Origin of the sequence: Agromyces sp. Leaf222, assembly GCF_001421565.1 — a bacterium.
Lineage (GTDB): Bacteria > Actinomycetota > Actinomycetes > Actinomycetales > Microbacteriaceae > Agromyces.
On sequence record NZ_LMKQ01000003.1, the window covers coordinates 115,914 to 134,300 of the forward strand.

The 18,387-nt window shown below is 72.5% G+C and carries 18 protein-coding genes; 12 read left to right on the top strand and 6 right to left on the bottom strand.

All coding sequences use genetic code 11. The annotated features are described in order from the left end of the window. Positions 1 to 29: 29 nt before the first annotated feature. Positions 30 to 1,457: an argininosuccinate synthase gene (argG, locus tag ASE68_RS17970; RefSeq protein ID WP_055862818.1), complete on the top strand. Its 1,428-nt coding sequence runs from the start codon at positions 30 to 32 to the stop codon at positions 1,455 to 1,457. Between the two features lie 86 nt (positions 1,458 to 1,543). Here argG and ASE68_RS17975 read toward each other — a convergent pair whose 3' ends face one another. Beyond that, complete coding sequence (locus ASE68_RS17975) at positions 1,544 to 1,882, bottom strand: hypothetical protein (protein WP_055862820.1); 339 nt, start codon at positions 1,880 to 1,882, stop codon at positions 1,544 to 1,546. Between the two features lie 232 nt (positions 1,883 to 2,114). Here ASE68_RS17975 and cls point away from each other — a divergent pair, with 232 nt between their 5' ends. The 4 genes from cls (at position 2,115) to ASE68_RS17995 (ending at position 7,027) form a co-directional block, all read left to right on the top strand. Further along, entirely contained in the window at positions 2,115 to 3,614 is a 1,500-nt protein-coding gene (cls, locus tag ASE68_RS17980) for a cardiolipin synthase (protein ID WP_055862822.1), read from the top strand. 94 nt (positions 3,615 to 3,708) lie between these two features. After that, positions 3,709 to 4,419: a TetR/AcrR family transcriptional regulator gene (locus tag ASE68_RS17985; RefSeq protein ID WP_055862824.1), complete on the top strand. Its 711-nt coding sequence runs from the start codon at positions 3,709 to 3,711 to the stop codon at positions 4,417 to 4,419. After that, entirely contained in the window at positions 4,416 to 5,087 is a 672-nt protein-coding gene (locus tag ASE68_RS17990; protein ID WP_082462481.1) for a hypothetical protein, read from the top strand. The genes ASE68_RS17985 and ASE68_RS17990 overlap by 4 nt, the downstream gene beginning before the upstream one ends. After that, a complete protein-coding gene (locus ASE68_RS17995) occupies positions 5,084 to 7,027 on the top strand; it encodes a YhgE/Pip domain-containing protein (protein WP_055862826.1) in 1,944 nt (647 codons plus the stop codon). The genes ASE68_RS17990 and ASE68_RS17995 overlap by 4 nt, the downstream gene beginning before the upstream one ends. 111 nt (positions 7,028 to 7,138) lie before the next feature. Here ASE68_RS17995 and ASE68_RS18000 read toward each other — a convergent pair whose 3' ends face one another. Both ASE68_RS18000 and ASE68_RS18005 read right to left on the bottom strand, forming a co-directional pair. Continuing rightward, a complete protein-coding gene (locus ASE68_RS18000) occupies positions 7,139 to 7,831 on the bottom strand; it encodes a DUF4386 domain-containing protein (RefSeq protein WP_055862829.1) in 693 nt (230 codons plus the stop codon). Positions 7,832 to 7,836: 5 nt separating this feature from the next. Then, a complete protein-coding gene (locus tag ASE68_RS18005) occupies positions 7,837 to 8,403 on the bottom strand; it encodes a hypothetical protein (RefSeq protein ID WP_055862831.1) in 567 nt (188 codons plus the stop codon). A 78-nt stretch (positions 8,404 to 8,481) separates the two neighbouring features. On the opposite strand from ASE68_RS18005, the gene ASE68_RS18010 reads away from it, so the two are divergent. Beyond that, on the top strand, positions 8,482 to 9,141 hold the full coding sequence (locus ASE68_RS18010; RefSeq protein ID WP_055862833.1) for a TetR/AcrR family transcriptional regulator: 660 nt from the start codon (positions 8,482 to 8,484) through the stop codon (positions 9,139 to 9,141). A gap of 81 nt (positions 9,142 to 9,222) precedes the next feature. Here ASE68_RS18010 and ASE68_RS18015 read toward each other — a convergent pair whose 3' ends face one another. Together ASE68_RS18015 and ASE68_RS18020 are read right to left on the bottom strand one after the other, a co-directional pair. Then, positions 9,223 to 9,591 (bottom strand): nuclear transport factor 2 family protein, encoded by a 369-nt coding sequence (locus ASE68_RS18015; protein ID WP_055862834.1) that lies wholly within the window; start codon positions 9,589 to 9,591, stop codon positions 9,223 to 9,225. Between the two features lie 169 nt (positions 9,592 to 9,760). Continuing rightward, entirely contained in the window at positions 9,761 to 11,299 is a 1,539-nt protein-coding gene (locus tag ASE68_RS18020; RefSeq protein ID WP_055862836.1) for an MFS transporter, read from the bottom strand. 134 nt (positions 11,300 to 11,433) lie between these two features. Here ASE68_RS18020 and ASE68_RS18025 point away from each other — a divergent pair, with 134 nt between their 5' ends. Next, complete coding sequence (locus tag ASE68_RS18025; RefSeq protein WP_055862838.1) at positions 11,434 to 12,126, top strand: TetR/AcrR family transcriptional regulator; 693 nt, start codon at positions 11,434 to 11,436, stop codon at positions 12,124 to 12,126. A gap of 49 nt (positions 12,127 to 12,175) precedes the next feature. Here the strand turns inward: ASE68_RS18025 and corA are convergent, their stop codons facing one another. Beyond that, complete coding sequence (gene corA / locus ASE68_RS18030) at positions 12,176 to 13,192, bottom strand: magnesium/cobalt transporter CorA (protein ID WP_055862840.1); 1,017 nt, start codon at positions 13,190 to 13,192, stop codon at positions 12,176 to 12,178. Between the two features lie 244 nt (positions 13,193 to 13,436). Between corA and ASE68_RS18035 the strand changes: the two genes are divergently transcribed. From ASE68_RS18035 to ASE68_RS20610, 5 genes are all read left to right on the top strand, one after another. Next, the gene (locus tag ASE68_RS18035; RefSeq protein WP_055862842.1) at positions 13,437 to 14,534 is read left to right on the top strand and encodes a polyprenyl synthetase family protein; all 1,098 of its coding nucleotides are present in this window, start codon (positions 13,437 to 13,439) and stop codon (positions 14,532 to 14,534) included. Positions 14,535 to 14,622: 88 nt separating this feature from the next. Further along, entirely contained in the window at positions 14,623 to 15,939 is a 1,317-nt protein-coding gene (locus ASE68_RS20805) for an inositol-3-phosphate synthase (protein WP_235481169.1), read from the top strand. Beyond that, the gene (locus ASE68_RS18045; RefSeq protein WP_055862844.1) at positions 15,936 to 16,826 is read left to right on the top strand and encodes an SCO3242 family prenyltransferase; all 891 of its coding nucleotides are present in this window, start codon (positions 15,936 to 15,938) and stop codon (positions 16,824 to 16,826) included. Before ASE68_RS20805 ends, ASE68_RS18045 begins: the two co-directional genes overlap by 4 nt. Continuing rightward, complete coding sequence (locus tag ASE68_RS20605; RefSeq protein ID WP_200921783.1) at positions 16,823 to 17,710, top strand: sugar phosphate isomerase/epimerase; 888 nt, start codon at positions 16,823 to 16,825, stop codon at positions 17,708 to 17,710. Before ASE68_RS18045 ends, ASE68_RS20605 begins: the two co-directional genes overlap by 4 nt. Beyond that, on the top strand, positions 17,707 to 18,387 hold the full coding sequence (locus ASE68_RS20610; protein ID WP_200921784.1) for an EboA domain-containing protein: 681 nt from the start codon (positions 17,707 to 17,709) through the stop codon (positions 18,385 to 18,387). Before ASE68_RS20605 ends, ASE68_RS20610 begins: the two co-directional genes overlap by 4 nt.

Here is an 18,387-nt window from a genome sequence, read left to right on the forward strand (position 1 = left end):
GGAATTGCCGCGCCGGTAGGCTGGAGGGCATGTCGAAAGTCCTCTCCAGCCTCCCCGTCGGCGAACGCGTCGGCATCGCCTTCTCAGGCGGCCTCGACACCTCGGTCGCGGTCGCGTGGATGCGCGAGAAGGGCGCGATCCCCTGCACGTACACGGCCGACCTCGGCCAGCCCGACGAGCCCGACGTCGAGGCCGTGCCCGGGCGCGCCATCGAGTACGGCGCCGAGCTCTCGCGCCTCGTCGACTGCCGTGCGGCGCTCGTCGAAGAGGGATTGGTCGCGCTGCAGTGCGGCGCCTTCCACATCCGCTCCGGCGGCAAGGCCTACTTCAACACGACCCCCCTCGGCCGCGCGGTCACGGGCACGCTGCTCGTGCGCGCGATGCTCGAAGACGGCGTCGACATCTGGGGCGACGGCTCGACCTACAAGGGCAACGACATCGAGCGGTTCTACCGCTACGGCCTCATGGCCAACCCGCGCCTGCGCATCTACAAGCCGTGGCTCGACGCCGACTTCGTCACCGAGCTCGGCGGCCGCGCCGAGATGAGCGAGTGGCTGCAGCAGCGCGACCTTCCCTACCGGGCCTCCGCCGAGAAGGCGTACTCGACCGACGCGAACATCTGGGGCGCGACGCACGAGGCGAAGGTGCTCGAGGAGCTCAACGAGGGCATCACCACGGTCGAGCCGATCATGGGCGTGAAGTTCTGGGACGAGAGCGTCGAGATCCCGACCGAAGACGTCACGGTCACGTTCGAGCAGGGTCGCCCGGTCGCGCTGAACGGCGTGCGCTTCGACGACGCGGTCGCCCTCGTGCTCGAGGCGAACGCCATCGGCGGTCGCCACGGCCTCGGCATGAGCGACCAGATCGAGAACCGCATCATCGAGGCGAAGTCGCGCGGCATCTACGAGGCCCCGGGCATGGCACTGCTGCACATCGCCTACGAGCGCCTCGTGAACGCGATCCACAACGAGGACACCATCGCGAACTACCACAACGAGGGTCGCCGACTCGGCCGCCTCATGTACGAGGGCCGCTGGCTCGACCCGCAGTCGCTCATGCTGCGCGAGTCGATCGTGCGCTGGGTCGCGTCGGCCGTCACGGGCGAGGTCACGCTGCGACTTCGCCGCGGCGACGACTACACGATCATGAACACGACCGGCCCCGCGCTCAGCTACCAGCCCGAGAAGCTCTCGATGGAGCGCGTCGGCGACCAGGCCTTCGGTCCCGAAGACCGCATCGGCCAGCTGACCATGCGCAACCTCGACATCGCCGACTCGCGTGCGCGCCTCGAGCAGTACGCCCGCCTCAACCTGGTGGGCGGCGCGACGGCCGCGCTCGTGGGCGACCTCGCCTCAGGCGAGTCCGCGCAGATCCTGGCCGGCTCGGGCGAGACCGACCTCGAGGCCGCGACCGACGCCGCGAACGAGGCCTCGGCGTTCGACCTCGGCACCGACTGAGTCGAGCAGCACCGACGCCGCATGCAGAAGGGCGGATGCCGCGGCATCCGCCCTTCTGCGTGTCGACGTGACGGGTCGGCGACGGGTCAGCCGATGTCGCCGCTGCGGCATCCGCGCTCGATGAACGCGTCGTTGTCGGATCCGGCGTACGAGACGGTCTCGCCCTTCCAGGTGTAGCTGAAGGCGGGCCAGACGTCCTCCTGGTCCTGGTGCTTGAAGTGGGCGCGGACGACGGCGATGTTGTCGGTCTCGATGTAGACGTACGGGTTCGTCTCGCTGTGGGTGGCGTGGCAGAACGCGACCTTGTGCGTGCCGTCGGCTCCGGGCTGCGTCGCGTTCGCGGCCGCGGCGGCGCCGAGCACGCTGAGCGCGACGAACGGGATCACGGCGAGGGTTGCGGTGAGCCGTCGCTTCGTTGCGGACATGGTGGCTCCTTTCGTCTCGGGTCACCTCATTCAAGCCCCGCAGCCGAATCGCCCGACGGCGGCGAGTGCCGTTCGTCCTGCCGCGACGCGCCCCCAATTCGGGGCGCGTGAGCCTGCGGTTCGGGTTCCGTCGGTGCGATACTCAGGCATCGCCCGCGCTGCCGGCCAGTCCGGCTCCGACCCGAGGAGTGCCGATGAGCCACGCACCGACGATCGACGCGGAGCCCTCACGATGAGCGCCGAACTGGCCACCATCATCGGCTGGCTGCTCGTTGCCGCCGACCTGGCCATCCGCATCGCGGCGCTCATCATCGTGCCGCGCGACCGCAAGCCGACGGCGGCCATGGCCTGGCTGCTGGCGATCTTCCTCATCCCGTTCATCGGCATCATCCTGTTCCTGCTGATCGGCAACGTGAAGCTGTCGAAGCGACGGCGCCAGCGCCAGCTCGAGATCGACCGCATCCTCGAGGAGCACGACGAGGACCTCCTGCCGTCGCCGGATGCCGCGAACTGGCCGGCGTGGTTCCGGACGGTGGTCGAGCAGAACCGCCGGCTCGGCGCGCTGCCGGCGGTCGCCGGCGACTCCGCGCAGCTGATGGGCGACTACGAGGCATCGATCGCGGCGATGGCCGCCGACATCGACACCGCCGAGCGGTACGTGCACGTGGAGTTCTACATCATCGGGCTCGATGACACCACGAAGGGGTTCTTCGCCGCCATGGAGCGCGCGGTGCAGCGCGGGGTGACGGTGAGGGTGCTGCTCGACCACGTGGCATCCAAGCGGGTGAGCGTGCACGAGGCGACCTTCGCCGAGCTCGACCGCATCGGCGTGCAGTGGCACTTCCTGCTGCCGTTGAAGTTCTTCTCGAACCGGTACGAGCGCCCCGACCTGCGCAACCACCGCAAGCTCGTCGTGGTCGACGGCCGGGTGGCCTTCACGGGCTCGCAGAACCTCATCGACCGCAGTTACGACGCGGAGAAGAACCTCAAGCGCGGGCTGAAGTGGCAGGAGCTCGTGGTGCGCACCACCGGGCCCGTCGTCCGCTCGATCGATGCGGTGTTCCGGTCGGACTGGTACGCCGAGACCGACGAGCTGCTCGAGGATCCCGCGGAGCGCGCGGCGACTCCTGCCGCCGCTGCCGTCGGCGCGACCGAGGGCGCCTCGCCCGGGGCATCCGCGGGCCTGGTCTGCCAGGTCGTGCCGAGCGGCCCCGCCTACCCGACCGAGAACAACCTGCGGCTGTTCCTCTCGCTCGTGGCGTCGGCCCAGGAGCGGGTGATCATCACGAGCCCGTACTTCGTGCCAGACGAGGCGATGATCTACGCGATCACGTCGGCGAAGCTGCGCGGGCTCGACGTGCAGCTGTTCGTCTCGGAACTCGGCGACCAGGGCTCGGTCTGGCACGCGCAGCGCTCGTACTACGGCACCCTGCTGCGGGCGGGCGTGCGTATCTGGCTCTACCCGGCGCCGTACATCCTGCACGCGAAGCATCTCTCGATCGACGACGGGGTCGCCGTCATCGGGTCGAGCAACATGGACATCCGCTCCTTCAACCTCAACTTCGAGATCTCGCTCGTGGTGCGCGGAGCGTCGTTCGTCGCGGACATGCGCGAGGTGGAGCAGGGGTACCGAGATGCCGGACGCGAGCTCACGCTCGAGGAGTGGGAGAAGGAGCCGCTGTCGGCGACGTTCCTCGACGGGGTCGCACGACTCACCTCGGCGCTGCAGTAGAGCGCAGGCAGCACGCGCGGCGCGCGATGCGCGTGTCGCTGGGCGTTCGCCGAGATAACTTGCACAGCAGTGTGCAAGTTCGTACGATGGAAGCATGCCGACCATCACCGAGGAGGTTCGCCGCGCCCCTCGTCGAGATGCCGCCGCGAACCGCGAAGCCCTGCTCGCCGCCGCATCGGCGACGCTGAACGAGCACCCCGACGCCGGGCTCGAGGCCATCGCCTCGGCCGCCGGCCTCTCGCGCCGAGCCGTCTACGGCCATTTCGCCGGCCGCGACGAGCTCATCGCCGCCCTCATCGCCTCCGGCGCGACCCGGCTCAACGACATCGCCGCCACGCTCGACCACCCACACACGCCCACCGCGATCGCCCTGCTCGGCGCGCGCCTCTGGCACGCGGTCGAGCACGTGCAGCTGCTCGCCGCCATGGCCGTGCGCGAGCCCCACGTCGACCAGGTGGCGGCCGCGCTCGCCCCGGTGCGCGAACGCGTCGGCGAGCTCGTCGCACGCGGCATCGACGAGGGCGCGCTCCGCGGCGACACGAACCCGCAGACGCTCGCCCGCCTCATCGAGCGCGCCGCGATCGCCGTGCTGCTCGAGGCATCCGTCACCCGGATCGACGACGCCGAGGGCCACCGCCTCGTGATGCTCTCGGTGCTCGGCACGGCCGGCCTCGGCTGGCGCGAGGCCGGCGCGCTCATCGACGCCGCACCCGAGCTCGCGTACCGCCCTGCACCGGCAACGGCCGGCGCCACGACCGCCGCTGCCCCCGCCGACGCCGAGACCGACGAGGAGTCCCGCGCATGAGGATCGACCTGCACCACGTGTCGAAGGGCCGCAAGGGCCAGGCCCTGCCGGGCACGACGATCGGCTTCGAGTCCGGCCGCGCCACCCTCGCCCGCGCCGAGACCGAGCAGCGGCCCACCGTGCTCGGCCTCATGGCGGCGGGGCGCATGCGGCCCGACACGGGCACCGTCACGATCGACGGGCGAGCGGATGCCTCGGCGATCCGCCGGCGCGTGGCCCTCGTCGACGCGCCGGGCGTCAGCGACCCCGCGCCCGATGTGACCGTCGCGGGCGTCACCGCCGAGGAGCTCATGTTCGCCGGCATCCCGTCGCACCCGGTCTCGGTCTCGAACTGGCTGAACGACCTCGGGCTCGCGGCATCCGCGCGGGTTCCGATCGCGAACGTCGACCCCAAGGACCGCCTGCGGCTCCTGACCGAGCTCGCGATCCTCCGCGACGGCGTCGAGGGCCTCGTGCTCGTCTCCCCCGACCGCCACGGCGGCGACCCCATCGAGTGGTGGGACCTCGCTCGGGCGCTCGCCGACCGCGGCTTCGCCGTGCTCGTCATCGCCGGCGACGCCTCGGCCGCCGCCATCGCCGCGAATTCGATGCTCGCCCGCATGCAGGGCGACGAAGAACCCGACGAGGACGTCGAACACGACGTCATCGCCGAAGGAGGCCTCGCGTGAAGGTTCCGCAGATGATCGCCGCCGAGTTCCGGCGCCTGTTCTCGACCCGTATGTCGGTGATCGCGCTCATCGCGCTCGTCGCCGTGCCCGTGCTCTACGGCGGGCTCTACCTCTGGGCCAACCAAGACCCCTACGCGAAGCTCAACGAGGTTCCGGTGGCGCTCGTCGTCGCCGACGAGGGCAGCCCCGCGACCGAGGACTCAGCCGCGCGCAACGTCGGCGACGAGGTCGCCGACGAGCTCATCGACGACGGCGCGTTCGATTGGCACCGCGTCTCGGCCGACGAGGCCGCCGACGGCCTCGCCGACTCGTCGTACGACTTCGTCATCACGCTGCCGGCCGACTTCAGCGAGGCGCTCGCCTCGATCCAGACCGACGACCCGCGCCAGGCCGAGATCATCCTCGAGACGAGCGACGCGAACAGCTACCTCGCCGGCACCATCGGCGAGCAGGCGGTGAAGACGATCCGCACGACCGTCGCCGAGCAGGTCGGCCGCGAAGCCGCCTCGCTGCTGCTCGACTCGATCTCGACGATCCGCGGCAAGATCGTCGAGGCCGCCGACGGCGCGCAGCAGCTCGCCGACGGCACCGCGACCGCCATCGACGGCACCTCGCAGCTCGGCGACGGGGCATCCGCGCTGGCCGACGGCAACGCCGCGCTCGCGACCGGCACGCGCCAGCTCGCCGACGGCAGCGCGAGCCTCGCCTCGGGCGCACAGCAGGTGGCCGACGGCAGCGCGACCCTCGCCGACGGCGCACAGCAGGTCGCCGACGGCAACGCGCAGCTCGCGGCATCCGCCGACCGGGTCGGAGCCGCCGTCGGCCAGGCCGCGGCCTCCGTGCCCGAGGCCCGCGCCGACATCGCCGCGCGCCTCGCGGCCGCGGGCGTCGACCAGGCGACCATCGACGACGTGCTCGCCCGCCTCGACCCGATCGGCGACGACATCGCCGCGGGCGACGCGCGCGTGCAGGAGGTCGTCGGGCAGATCGACCAGCTCGCCGCGGGCAGCGCCCAGGTCGCGAGCGGATCCGCCGACCTCGCCGCGGGCAGCGCCGAGCTCGCGACCGGCTCGGCCACGCTCGCCGCGGGAGCGGCCACCGCCGCCGACGGCGCCTCAGCCGCGGCATCCGGCGCCTCGACACTGCGCGACGGCATCGGCACGCTCGGCGACGGACTGGGCGAGCTCGCGACCGGCGCGCAGACGCTGCAGTCCGGACTCTCCGACGGTGCCGACGCGATCCCCGACTCCGATCAGGCCACCCGCGACGCGCAGGCGAAGACCATCGCCGACCCGGTCTCGCTCGAGACCGACGCGCTCACCGAGGCCGGAAACTACGGCGCCGGCCTCGCCCCGTTCTTCGCGGCGCTGGCCGGATGGATCGGCATCTACGCGCTCTTCCTCATCGTCAAGCCCATCTCGCGTCGGGCGGTCACGGCACTGCACTCGCCGGTCAGGGTGACGCTCGCCGGCTGGCTGACCCCGGGCATCCTCGGCGCCGTGCAGATGATCGGGCTCTTCACCGTGCTCGCGGTGACGCTCGGGTTCCCGATGACGCATCCGCTCGGCACGCTCGGGGTCATGATCCTCGCGTCGGCGACGTACGCGGCGATCATCCTCGCGCTGAACGTGTGGCTCGGTTCGGTCGGGCAGTTCCTCGGGCTCGTGCTCATGGTGCTGCAGCTCGTGACCGCCGGCGGCACGTTCCCGTGGCAGACGCTGCCCGCGCCGCTCGCGGCCCTGCACCACGTGCTGCCCATGGGCTACGTCGTCGACATGATGCGGCAGGTCATGTACGGCGGCGACCTCGGCCGCGCCGGCTCCGACGCGATCGTGCTGCTCATCTGGATGGTCGGCGCGCTCGCCCTCGCGGCGATCGGCGTCACCCGCATGACGCATTTCCGCACGCTGCGCGACCTGCAGCCGAGCCTCATCGGCTGAGCGGGAGCGCCGGCGATCGCGCCGGCCGGGCACCTCGCGCACGAAGAGAGGGGCGGATGCCGCGGCATCCGCCCCTCTTCTGCACCGTCGGCCGGGCGCGAACGCGCGACCTCAGAGCGGGAACAGCAGGGCGACGCCCGTGCCCACGAGCCAGACCGACCACGCGATGTAGGCGAACGGCGTCACCGCACCGGCCAGTCGCCAACCTCGCTCCTCGAACCCGCCGACGAACTCGAGCGAGCACAGCGCCAGCAGGGCTCCGACGAGGATTCCGATGAGCCCGATCCACCACGGCACCGCGGCCGACTGCATGATCGCGACCCCGACGAGGATCGTCCATGCACCGCTGAAGAGATACCCCAGGTGCTCTCCGACCGCGACCCCGAGGTAGCGGTTGAACGACTGGAACACGACGTCGATCGCCTCACGCCGCGCAGGCGACGACTCGGGATCCGCGCTCTCCCTCGCCAGGAAGGGAACGAGGAAGGGCCAGCGCACGAGCCCCAGGAACTGCACGGCCGCCGCGAGCACCCCGACGACGAGACCGGTCGCGACGAGCGTCGCGTCGGCGTCGGCCAGCGCGCCGGCGACGAGCACCGCCGCCGGCGCGAGCAGCACGGCCGTCAACGCGAAGCACCACCACAGGAGCACGAGCGATGACCCGCCCGCCCTGAAGCGCTCGAGGATCTCGGTGGTGGGCCTGCGGAGGATGTCGGGGTAGGAGAATCGCGCCGCGAGCGCCGCGAAGGCGACGTTGAACGCGATCGGGAGCAGGATGAGGAGGATGCCGGTGGCGATGCGCATGACGGTCAGGCCCCCGTCGTGGCGACGTCGACCACGGGCGACGGCCGAGCGGCCCGCCGCGCATTCCGCGGCCCGAGGATCCGCCGCAGCACGAGGCCGGTGAGGATCGTGGCGACGAGCGCCCCGCTCGAACCGAAGACGACGTGCCCGCGGTCGAGGTCGACGATGACGAGCGCCGTGATGGTCCACGCGGCCGCCCAGGCTGCGGCGACGGTCGCCGCCCAGAGTGCGCCGACGCGGAGGCGCGCGCCGAGGGCGACCGCCTGCGCTCCGCCGACGAGCACGCCGGTCACGAGCCCGGTGAGCGCCGCCGCAGCCGGGGTGACGGGCGGGCCGAACAGCGCGACCGAGACGGCGGCGCCGCCCGCGAGGCCGACCACGGTCGCGACGAGCCAGCGCCAGTCGTCGGCACGACCGAGCGCGAGCCACTGGGCTCCGCCGACGACGGCACCGGCGATCGCTCCGGCCGCGAGGCCCGTGAGCGGGTCGGCCACCGACCCGACCGTGAGCATCGCGAGCAGACCGCCGAGCGGGAAGGCAAGGAAGGTGGGGATCCAGCGGAGGAGAGACATGAGGGACTCCGATCACGGTTGCGTGCGCTGTACGTTATATCATAATGTACGCTGTACGCTACAGATCGAGGAGGACGGATGACCGACGCCGCATCCCCGCGAACCCGGCGCCCGCGCAACTCCCTCACCGAGCACGAGATCCTCGACGCCGCCGAGTCCGTGGCCGCGAACGGGTTCGCCGCCCTGACCATGCGGGCGGTCGCCGACGAGCTCGGGGCGTCGCCCATGGCGCTCTACCGCTACTTCGCGACGAAGGACGAGCTCGTCGACGCCCTGCTCGACCGCGTGCTCGGTCGCATCGAGTTCGCCGACGAGGTCGACACGTCCGAGTCCGGCGCGCCCGGCGACCCCCGCGCCGAGCTCGACGACTTCGCCCACCGCCACCTCGCGCTGCTGCTCGCGCATCCGTGGGCGGTCGCGCCGCTCGTCGCGCACCCCCTCCCCGGGCCCAACGCGTTCCCGATCGGCGAGCACGCCCTCGCGATCCTCGAACGCGCCGGGCTGGCCGGCGACGACGCGGTCGCGCTGTTCAGCGGCATCCTCGCGCTCAACTACGGGTGGGCGTCGTTCGCCATCTCGCGCAGCGAGCCCGACGCCGCCTCGAGCATGGCGCGGCTCTTCGCCACCACCGCGCCCGGGCTGCCCCGCACCGCCGCGGTCGCCGCCGAGATGCAGCGCTACGGGAGCGACGACCACTACGACCGCGTGATCGCGCGCCTGCTCGACTCGGTCGGCTGAGTCACCGAGCCGAGCCACCCGCACAGCACGAGGGGCGGATGCCGCGGCATCCGCCCCTCGTCTCGTTCTGTGGTGCCGGCGCTACGCCGGCGTCTGCTGGTGCGCCGCCACGTGCCAGGCGCCGTCATCGTAGACGTAGGTGGTCGACATGCGGAGGTTCGCGGTGTCGTCACCGCGTCGCGCGACCGCACGATAGACGACGATGCCCGCGCGATCGCCGAGGCGGATCACCGCGGGCTCGTGCAGCTCGTACGACTCCCAGGGCGGCGTGCTTCGGAACCGCGCGAGGATCTCGTCTCGGCCGAGCGTCGCCCCCTCGAGCACCATGAGCGCATCGCGGGTCATCGCGCGTTGGTAGTGCTCGCCGCCGCGACCGTCGAGGATCGCCTTCCAGCCGGCGTGCTCTTCGTGCAACAGTCGGGCGGGCAGATCGTCGGTGATCTCGGTCATGGCGACAACGCTAACCGCGATCGGATGCCGCGGCTAGGGCGTTCTCGACCCTGCTCCGGAGATTCTCGGCGACACGCCGATCCTGGGCCCGGCGCCACGCTGGAGCGCCGGGCGCGGATCCGGAGTTCGGGCGGCGTCGGCGCCCGAACTCCGGAGCGAGCCGTGGCGGCTAGTGCACGACCACGGGTTCAGGGGATTCCGCGGTGGCCGCGGCATCCGTCGGCTGCGCCGTGTGCGAGAGCGACAGGCCGTGCCCCCGACGACGGAACAGCAGGGCGGCGAGCACCGCGCCGAAGGCGAAGAACGCCGCGCCCCACCAGTAGGCCACCGCGTAGCTGTGCACGGCGGCCTCGGCTGCGATCGCCGGCGTGGTGGGCAGGTGGTCGGCGAGGTAGTCGGTCGCGGCGGTCGCGGCGAGCGTGTTGAGCAGCGCCGTGCCGATCGATCCGCCGACCTGCTGGCTCGTGTTGACCGTGGCGGAGGCGACGCCCGCGAACTGCCGGTCGACGCCGAGCGTCGCGGTCTGCATGGATGCCGGCATGATCGACCCCATCGCGAAGCCGATGATCATCAGGGGCGGCAGCACGTCGGCGGCGTAGGTGCTGTCGAGCCCGAGACGGGTCAGGTAGACCATGCCGATGGCACCGAGCGCCATGCCCAACGGCACCATGACCTTGGGCCCGAATCGCGGCACGAAGATGTTCGTCGACAGCTGCGCGGCGAGCACGAGCATGCCGATCATCGGCAGGAACGACAGTCCGGTCTGGATCGGCGAGTAGCCGAGCGAGGTCTGCAGGTAGTAGGTCACGAACAGGAAGATGCCGAACATGCCGGCGCCCGCGATGAGCACCGAGGCGTAGGCGGCGCCGCGGTTGCGGTCGAGCACGATCGACAGCGGCAGCAGGGGGTGGCTCGCACGGCGCTGCCACAGCACGAACACGATCAGGAGCACCGCGGATGCCGCGAGGAAGCCCCACGTGAGCGGGGAGTCCCAGCCCTCGGACTCGGCGTTCGAGAAGCCGTAGACCAGCGAGAAGAGCGCGCCGGAGACGAGCACCGTGCCGGGGATGTCGAGCTTCGGACGCGGGCCGACGCGCTTCGCGTTCGTGACGAACACGAGGGCGCCGACGATCGCGACGGCGGCGATGAACACGTTGATGTACAGGTTCCAGCGCCAGTCGAAGTTCTCGGTCAGCACGCCGCCGAGCAGGAGGCCGACCGCGCCGCCGGCACCGGCGATCGCGCCGAACACGCCGAACGCGCGAGCGCGCTCCTTGGGGATCACGAAGGTGGTGGTCAGCACGGCGAGCGCGGTCGGGGCGAGCAGCGCACCGAAGGCGCCCTGCAGCGCACGCGCGCCGACGAGCAGTTCGAACGAGCCGGCTGCGCCACCGAGGGCGGATGCCACGGCGAAGCCGACGAGTCCGATGATGAACGTGCGCTTGCGGCCGACGAGGTCGGAGAGGCGGCCGCCGAGCAGCAGCAGGCTGCCGAAGGCGAGCGAGTAGGCCGTGATGATCCACTGGCGCTGGCCGTCGGTGAAGCCGAGGTCGGCCTGGGCCGCGGGGAGCGCGATGTTCACCACCGTGGAGTCGAGGACGACCATGAGCTGGGCCAGCCCGACGACGGTGAGGGTCCACCACCGACGGGACGAGGGCGCTGGGGCCGACGCGGTCGTCTGCGTCGGAGCCGAGGAGGTGTTGGTCATGACGGAGACTATATACGGAACTACCCAGTTTCGGAACCTTCACGTTTCGGATCTTTCGAGTTCCTGAACTATGCTGTTCTCGTGCGGCGCAGAACCACCCGCACGCACCTGACGCTCGAGATGGGATAGCCGCAATGACGCAGCTCGACCTCCCCGCCGACACGGCGGCCGCAGACACCACCACGGCACCCCGCCTCGGGCGCAAGCGCGACCACTCCCGAGACCCCGAGATCCTCGACGCCGCGATCGAGATCCTCGCCGAGACCGGCTACGAGGGCATGACCATCGAGATGGTCGCAAGCCGGGTGAAGGCGGGCAAGGCCACGCTCTACCGACGCTGGCCCTCGAAGGCCGAGCTCGTGCTCGACGCGGTCGCCTGCATGAAGCGCGGCGACCTCGAGGCCCCGCTCCCCGACACCGGAACACTCCGCGGCGACCTCATCGCCCTCATCAAGCCGCGCTCGATCGCCGAGGCCGAGAAGAAGCTGCAGGTCATGTCCGGGCTCGCGTCGATGCTCTCGCGCTCGCCCGAACTCGCCGACACCGCCTACGCGACGCTCGTCGAACCCCGCGCCACCATCAACCGCACGCTCTTCCAGCGCGCCCTCGACCGCGGCGAGATCACCGGAGACCACGACCTCGACACGCTGTCGGTCGTGAGCGCCGCCATGGCCTCGTACCGCCTGCTGATGCTGCGCAAGCCGGTCGACCGCGAGTTCCTGCTCTCGATCATCGACGGCGTGATCCTGCCCGCGCTCGGCCTGGCGGCGGGCGATGCCGAGGCCACCGGCGAGGGCGAGCCGGCCGGTCGGCGGGCGCAGGGCTGACGCCCGGCTGCGGCATCCGTAGGGCTGACGCCCGGCCGCGGCATCCGCCCTACAGCCAGCCCTTGCGCTTGAACAGCCCGTAGAGCAGGCCCGCGAAGGCGAGCATGAGCACCAGGGCGAACGGATAGCCCCACGGCTCGTCGAGCTCGGGCATGAACCTGAAGTTCATGCCGTAGATGCCCGCGATGAGCGTCGGCGCGAAGATGATCGCCGCCCAGCTCGAGACCTTCTTGGCCTGCTCGCTCTGCGCGACGGCCGCCTCGGAGAGCACCTTCGTCTCCTCGTTCTGCCGCTGCGCGACGAGCGTGGAGTGCACCTGCAGCGCATTCTGCAGCAGCTGGCGGAAGGTGTCGCCGCGCTCGACGATGCGGATGACGTGATCCTTCACGTCGCGCAGGTAGCGCTGCAGCTCGAGGTCGACGGAGTACTTCTCGAAGCCGCGCTCGAGCGCATCGAACATGCCCACGAGCGGACGCGTGGCCCGTTGGAACTCCATGACCTCCGCCGCGAGGTCGTAGATGCGACGGGTGACCTCGGGGTCGCCCGAGAAGAGCTGCTCCTCGATCTCGTCGATGTCGTTCTCGAGGCCGGCGTCGACGGGCGAGTACTCGTCGACGACCTCGTCGAGCACGGCGTAGAGCACCGCCTCCGGGCCCTTGGCGAGCAGTTCGGGCGTGGACTCGAGCCGCTGCCGCACGCGAGCCAGGTTCGGCGACTCCGCATGGCGGATGGTGATCGCGAAATCGGGCCCGATGAACACGTGCAGCTCGCCGAACTCGACCTCCTCCTCTGCGTCGAGGTATCTGGCGGGCCGGAGCACGACGAAGAGCGAGTCGCCGTAGCGCTCGAGCTTGGCCCGCTGGTGGCCCTTGCGGGTGTCCTCGACGGCGAGCGGATGCAGGTCGAACTCCGTGGCGAGCGCGTCGAGCTCGGCGTCGGTCGGGCGGTAGAGCCCGATCCACGCGAAGCCGCCGTGCTCCTCGCGCGTCTCGAAGGTCTCCTCGAGCGAGGTCGGGACGGCGACTCGGAGGCCACCCTGGTAGATCGCATTGTCGACGACGGGCATCCCCTCAGTGTGGCCCGGTCGACGGCGGGCGATGGACCGTCGGATCGGCGATCCTTCGGCTCCTCCACTTTTGCATGTTTCGCGTACGAATGTCGCTCATTGACACCACGACTTTGGGCGAAGTAGCCTGCACATCAGATCGCACCGCGGCGAAACCGAGCTGGAAACAGCTCCCGTTCGCCATCGCGATCACGGCCCGGCATCCGCCGGAATCCGTGCCCGGTCGAAGACGACGGAGGTCAGCATGCTCACCGCCCAGGTCGCTGCCGCCACCGTCGAGCACGACCTCGGGGCCCGCATCGACGATGCCCTCGGCGACCACGCCGACCTCGCCGCCGGGCACTGGGCCGATGTGGGTCGGCGCACCGCATCCGCGGGCCCCGAGATGGCCGACCTCGTCGCCACGTCGGCGTCGGCGGACGGCGGCAAGTACCTGCGCCCCCGACTCGTGGCCGCCGCCTACCTCGCGCACGGCGGCACCGACCTCGCCCTGCTTCGGCACGTCGCCGGCGCCGTGCAGCTCATCCACCTCGGGCTCTGCGCCCACGACGACGTCGTCGACGGCGATCGCGTGCGCCACGGCCGCCCGAACGTCGTCGGCCACGCCGAGGCGAACGCCCGCTCCACCGGACTCGACGGGCCGGCCTCGACCAGGCAGGGCGAGGCATCCGGAATCCTCTCGGGCGATCTCGCGCTGAACGCGGCGGTGCTCGCCCTCGTCACTGCCCCGGCACCCGAACCGGTTCGCCTGCGCCTCGCGGCCACCGCGCTCGACGCGATCGAGCAGGCCATCGCCGGCGAACTGCTCGACGTTCGCAGCGAGATGCTGCCGCCGGAGCTCAGCCGGCCGCTCGACGTCGCCCGGCTGAAGACGGCCTCGTACAGCGTGACCCTGCCGCTGCAGGTGGGGGCGATCGCCGCGGGCGCCGACGACGTGCCCACCACCTCCGCCATCGAGCGGGTCGGCACGGCGCTCGGCATCGCCTACCAACTCGGCGACGACGACCTCGGGCTGTTCGGCGCGCCCGAGACCACCGGCAAGTCGGTGCTCTCCGACCTGCGCGACGGCAAGCGCACCGAGCACATCCGCCTCGCCCTCGAGCGGGCCGACGCCGCCGAGCGTTCGCACATCGCCCTGGCCCTCGGTTCGCCGGAGGCGACCGAGGAGGATGCCGCCCGCGTCCGCGCGATCGTCACGACCACCGGTGCACGCGCCGCCGTGCACGACCTCGTGGAGTCCCACCTCGAGCACGGGCTCCGCGCGGCCCGCGCCGATCTGCCTGCGCCGCTCGCCGAGCACCTCGCCGACCTCGCCGGCGCGCTCCGCCACCGGACGCGGTGAGCACCGACCTCAAGACGAAGACCGCACGACGAAGACCGCCGGCCGAGACCGACTCGGCCGCACCCAACCTCGATCGAAGGAGACCGACGTGGAGCACCACGCCAATCACGACCCCGCCGCCTCGCAGCCCGCCGTCGGGGCCGCCTGGACCAGGGGGCGTGTCGGCCTCTGGCTGATCGGCGCGCGCGGCTCGGTCGCGACCACCGTCGCGGTCGGCGTGCACGCCCTCGCCGCGGGCATCGCGCCGCCGACCGGCTGCACCACGGCCGGCCCGGGGTTCGCCGAGGTGCCGCTGCCCGGCTTCGACGAGATCGTGATCGGCGGGCACGACGTCAGCACCGTGCCGCTGGGGCAGCGAGCCGAGCAGCTCGCCGCGTCGGGCATGATCCCCAGCGCGATCGTCGCGGCCGTGCGCGACGAGCTCGACCGCACCGACGCCGAGATCCGACCCGCCATTGCCCCCGACGAGCACGGCGGCACTCAGCGCGACGTGGTCTCCCGGCTCGCGGCCGACATCATCGCATTCCGCGACCGGAACGGGCTCGCCCATGTCACCGTCGTCGACGTCTCGTCGACCGAGCCGCTGCCGGCCGACCGACCGGAGTTCCACGACCCCGCCCTGCTGGCCGCTGCGCTCGCCGACCCCGAGCGCGCCGTGCTGCCGCCCAGCTCACTCGCCGCGCTCGCGGCGGTCGAGGCCGGCGCCTCGTTCGCCGGCTTCACCCCGTCGGCCGGACTCGGGCTGCCCGCCCTGCGTGCGATCGCCCAGTCCCGCATCGCATTCGCCGGGCAGGACGGCAAGACCGGCGAGACCCTGCTGCGCACCGTGCTCGCGCCGATGTTCGTCGACCGCGGCATGCAGGTGCTCTCGTGGGCCGGCGCGAACCTGCTCGGCGGCGGCGACGGCCAGACCCTCGCCGACCCCGAGGCCGTGCGCAGCAAGCTCGCGTCGAAGACCCGCGGGCTGCACAGCCTCGTCGGCGACCACGTCGTCGCGCCGCTGCACATCGACAACGTGCCCGACCTCGGCGACGTGAAGACCGCGTGGGATCACGTGCACGCCGAGGGCTTCCTCTCGAGCCGCATCACGCTGCAGACCACGTGGACCGCGTACGACTCGATGCTCGCGGCCCCGCTCGTGATCGACCTCGCTCGACTGCTGTCGCTGGCCGGCGCCGCCGGGGTGCGCGGCGTCGTGCCCGCGCTCGGGAGCTTCTTCAAGGATCCGTGGGGCAGCGACGTGCACGCCTTCGCCGACCAGTCGGCCGCGCTCAGGTCATGGGCGTCCGACCTCGGCGAGCAGGTCACGGGCGCGGATGCCGCGAGCGCCGTCGAGGACGCCGCAGGCGCCGGAGCCGCTGCGGCGCCGACGGCCGAGCCCGTGCCGATCGGCGGGGTGCGGTGACGACGGCCGCCGACGTCCTCGAGCTCGTGCGCGCCCCTGCGGCGCTCACCGTGCTCGGCGACACCGCGGTCGGCGCCCAAGCCGCCGCCGGCGGCTTCTCCCGACGCGGCTGGCTGCTGCCGGTCGCCTCGGTCGCGATCTACAGCGGCGGCATGGCCCTGAACGACTGGGCCGACCGCGACGTCGATGCGGCCGAGCGGCCGGAGCGGCCGATCCCGTCCGGGCGGGTCAGCCCACGGCGAGCGCTCGCCATCGCCGCGGGCCTCGGTGCGATCGGGCTGGCGCTGGCCGCGGCCGGCGGGGGTCGGCGCGGGCTGGCCGTCGCGGCGCCGCTCGTGGCATCCGTCGTCGCCTACGACGTGATCGCGAAGCCGACGGCGGCGGGCCCGCTCGCGATGGCGGCCTGCCGCGGTCTCGACGTGCTGCTCGGCGCCGGCGGATCGTCGCGCGCCCTGCCCGCCGCGCTCGCCGTCGCCGTGCACACGCTCGGCGTCACCGCGCTCTCCCGCGGCGAGGTGCACGGCGGCACGGCGGCCGACACGGGTCTCGCCCTCGTCGCGACCGGAGCCGCGGCCGCCGCCGTCGACTCCGCCGCGAACGGCCTGGGCACGCCTGCCGCCCGGATCGCCGGCGCCGCGGGCTCGGCGGCCTACCTCGCCGCCGCCCTGCCCGGGCAGCTCGCCGCCGTCGAGGACCCGAGCGCGGCGCGGGTGCGCGACGCCACCCGTGCGGGCATCGGGTCGGTCGTGCCGCTGCAGGCCGCCCTCGTCGCCCGCGGCGGCGGCCTCGTGGTCGCGGCGGGCCTGATGGCCGTTCATGCGGCGATCCGCCTCCGCGGGCGGCGGAAGGTCCGCAACGGCGGCAACGGCCAGGGAGACATCACGTGAGCGTGGCGCTGGCCGGGGGACCCAGCGTGCGCGAGGGCCTGGCCGACGCCCGGTTCACGGTCGGCTACGGCACGAACGGCTTCACGGATCATCCGCTCGACGACGTCGTCACCGTGCTCGACTCGCTCGGGTACCGCGGACTCGCGCTCACGCTCGGGCACCCGCACCTCGACCCGTTCGCGAATGACGCCGATCACGTCGCGGCCCGGCTGCGCCGTCGGCTCGACGACCTCGGCTGGCACGTCGTCGTCGAGACGGGCACGCGGTACCTGCTCGACCCGTTCCGCAAGCACCGGCCGAACCTGCTCGACGACGACGCGAGCCTGCGCGAGCTGTTCCTGCGGCGGGCGATCGACCTCGGCGGCATCCTCGGCGCCGACTGCGTGTCGCTCTGGTCGGGCGTCCTGCCCGATGGCGTCGAGGCCGCCGACGCCGCCGACCGGCTCCGCACCCGCCTCGACGGCCTCGTCGGCCGTGCGGTCGACGCGGGCGTTCCGCTCGCGTTCGAGCCGGAGCCCGGCATGCTCGTCGAGACGGTCGCCGACGCGCTCGCGCTGCGTGCCGACCTCGGCGACCCCGAGGCACTCGGCCTGACCGTCGACCTCGGCCACTGCGTCGTGGTGGAGCCCGCCGGAGTCGTCGGCGCACTGCGAGCCGCCGGCCCGCTGCTGCGGAACGTGCAGGTCGACGACATGCTGCCGGCCGCGCACGAGCACCTCGAGCTCGGGCACGGCGCGCTCGACCTCGCTGCGGCGCTGCGCACCCTCGACGAGCTCGACTACCGCGGGCTCGCCGCGATCGAGCTGCCGCGCCATGCGCACGACGCCCCCGGCGTCGCCGCCCGATCGATGTCCGCACTCCGAACCGCCTGGGAGGCACGATGAACCACCTGTGGACCGAGGAGGCCGTGCGGCTGATCGCCGCCGACCCCGACCGCATCGCGGAGCTGTTCCCCGCCGCCGGCCGTGAGGTCGGCCGGGCGCCGCTCGCGCCCGACACCGACCCGCTCGGCCTCACGGCGGGAACCACCGACGACGTGGCGCGCGAGGCGCTCGTCGGCGCCCTGCTCCGCGCGTTGCCGCCCGAGGAGGCGGCGGCCGAACTCGCCGACCTGTACCGCTACGGCGACGACGCCGAGCAGCGCGGCGTGCTGCGCGGGCTCGGGGCGGCCGAGGCATCCGGGTCGCTCGCGGCATCCGCAGACCCGACGAACCCCGACGAACCCGCGGCCGCCGACCCCGTCGTCGCGACCGGCCTGCGCCTGGTCGCCGACGCGCTGCGCACGAACGACCCGCGCCTCGTCGCGGCCGCGCTCGGCCCCTTCGCCGCCGCCCGGCTCGACCAGCACGCGTGGCGGCACGGGGTGCTGAAGGCGCTGTTCATGGGCATCCCGCTCGACGCGGTGGCCGGTCTCGACGACCGCGCCGACGCCGAGCTGGCCCGGATGGCCGCCGGCCTGATCGCCGAGCGCCGCGCGGCATCCCGCACCATCACCGACGACATGACCCGGCTCGCCGCCGGGCACGAGACCCCGAGCACCACCGACCCTACGGAGGACTGA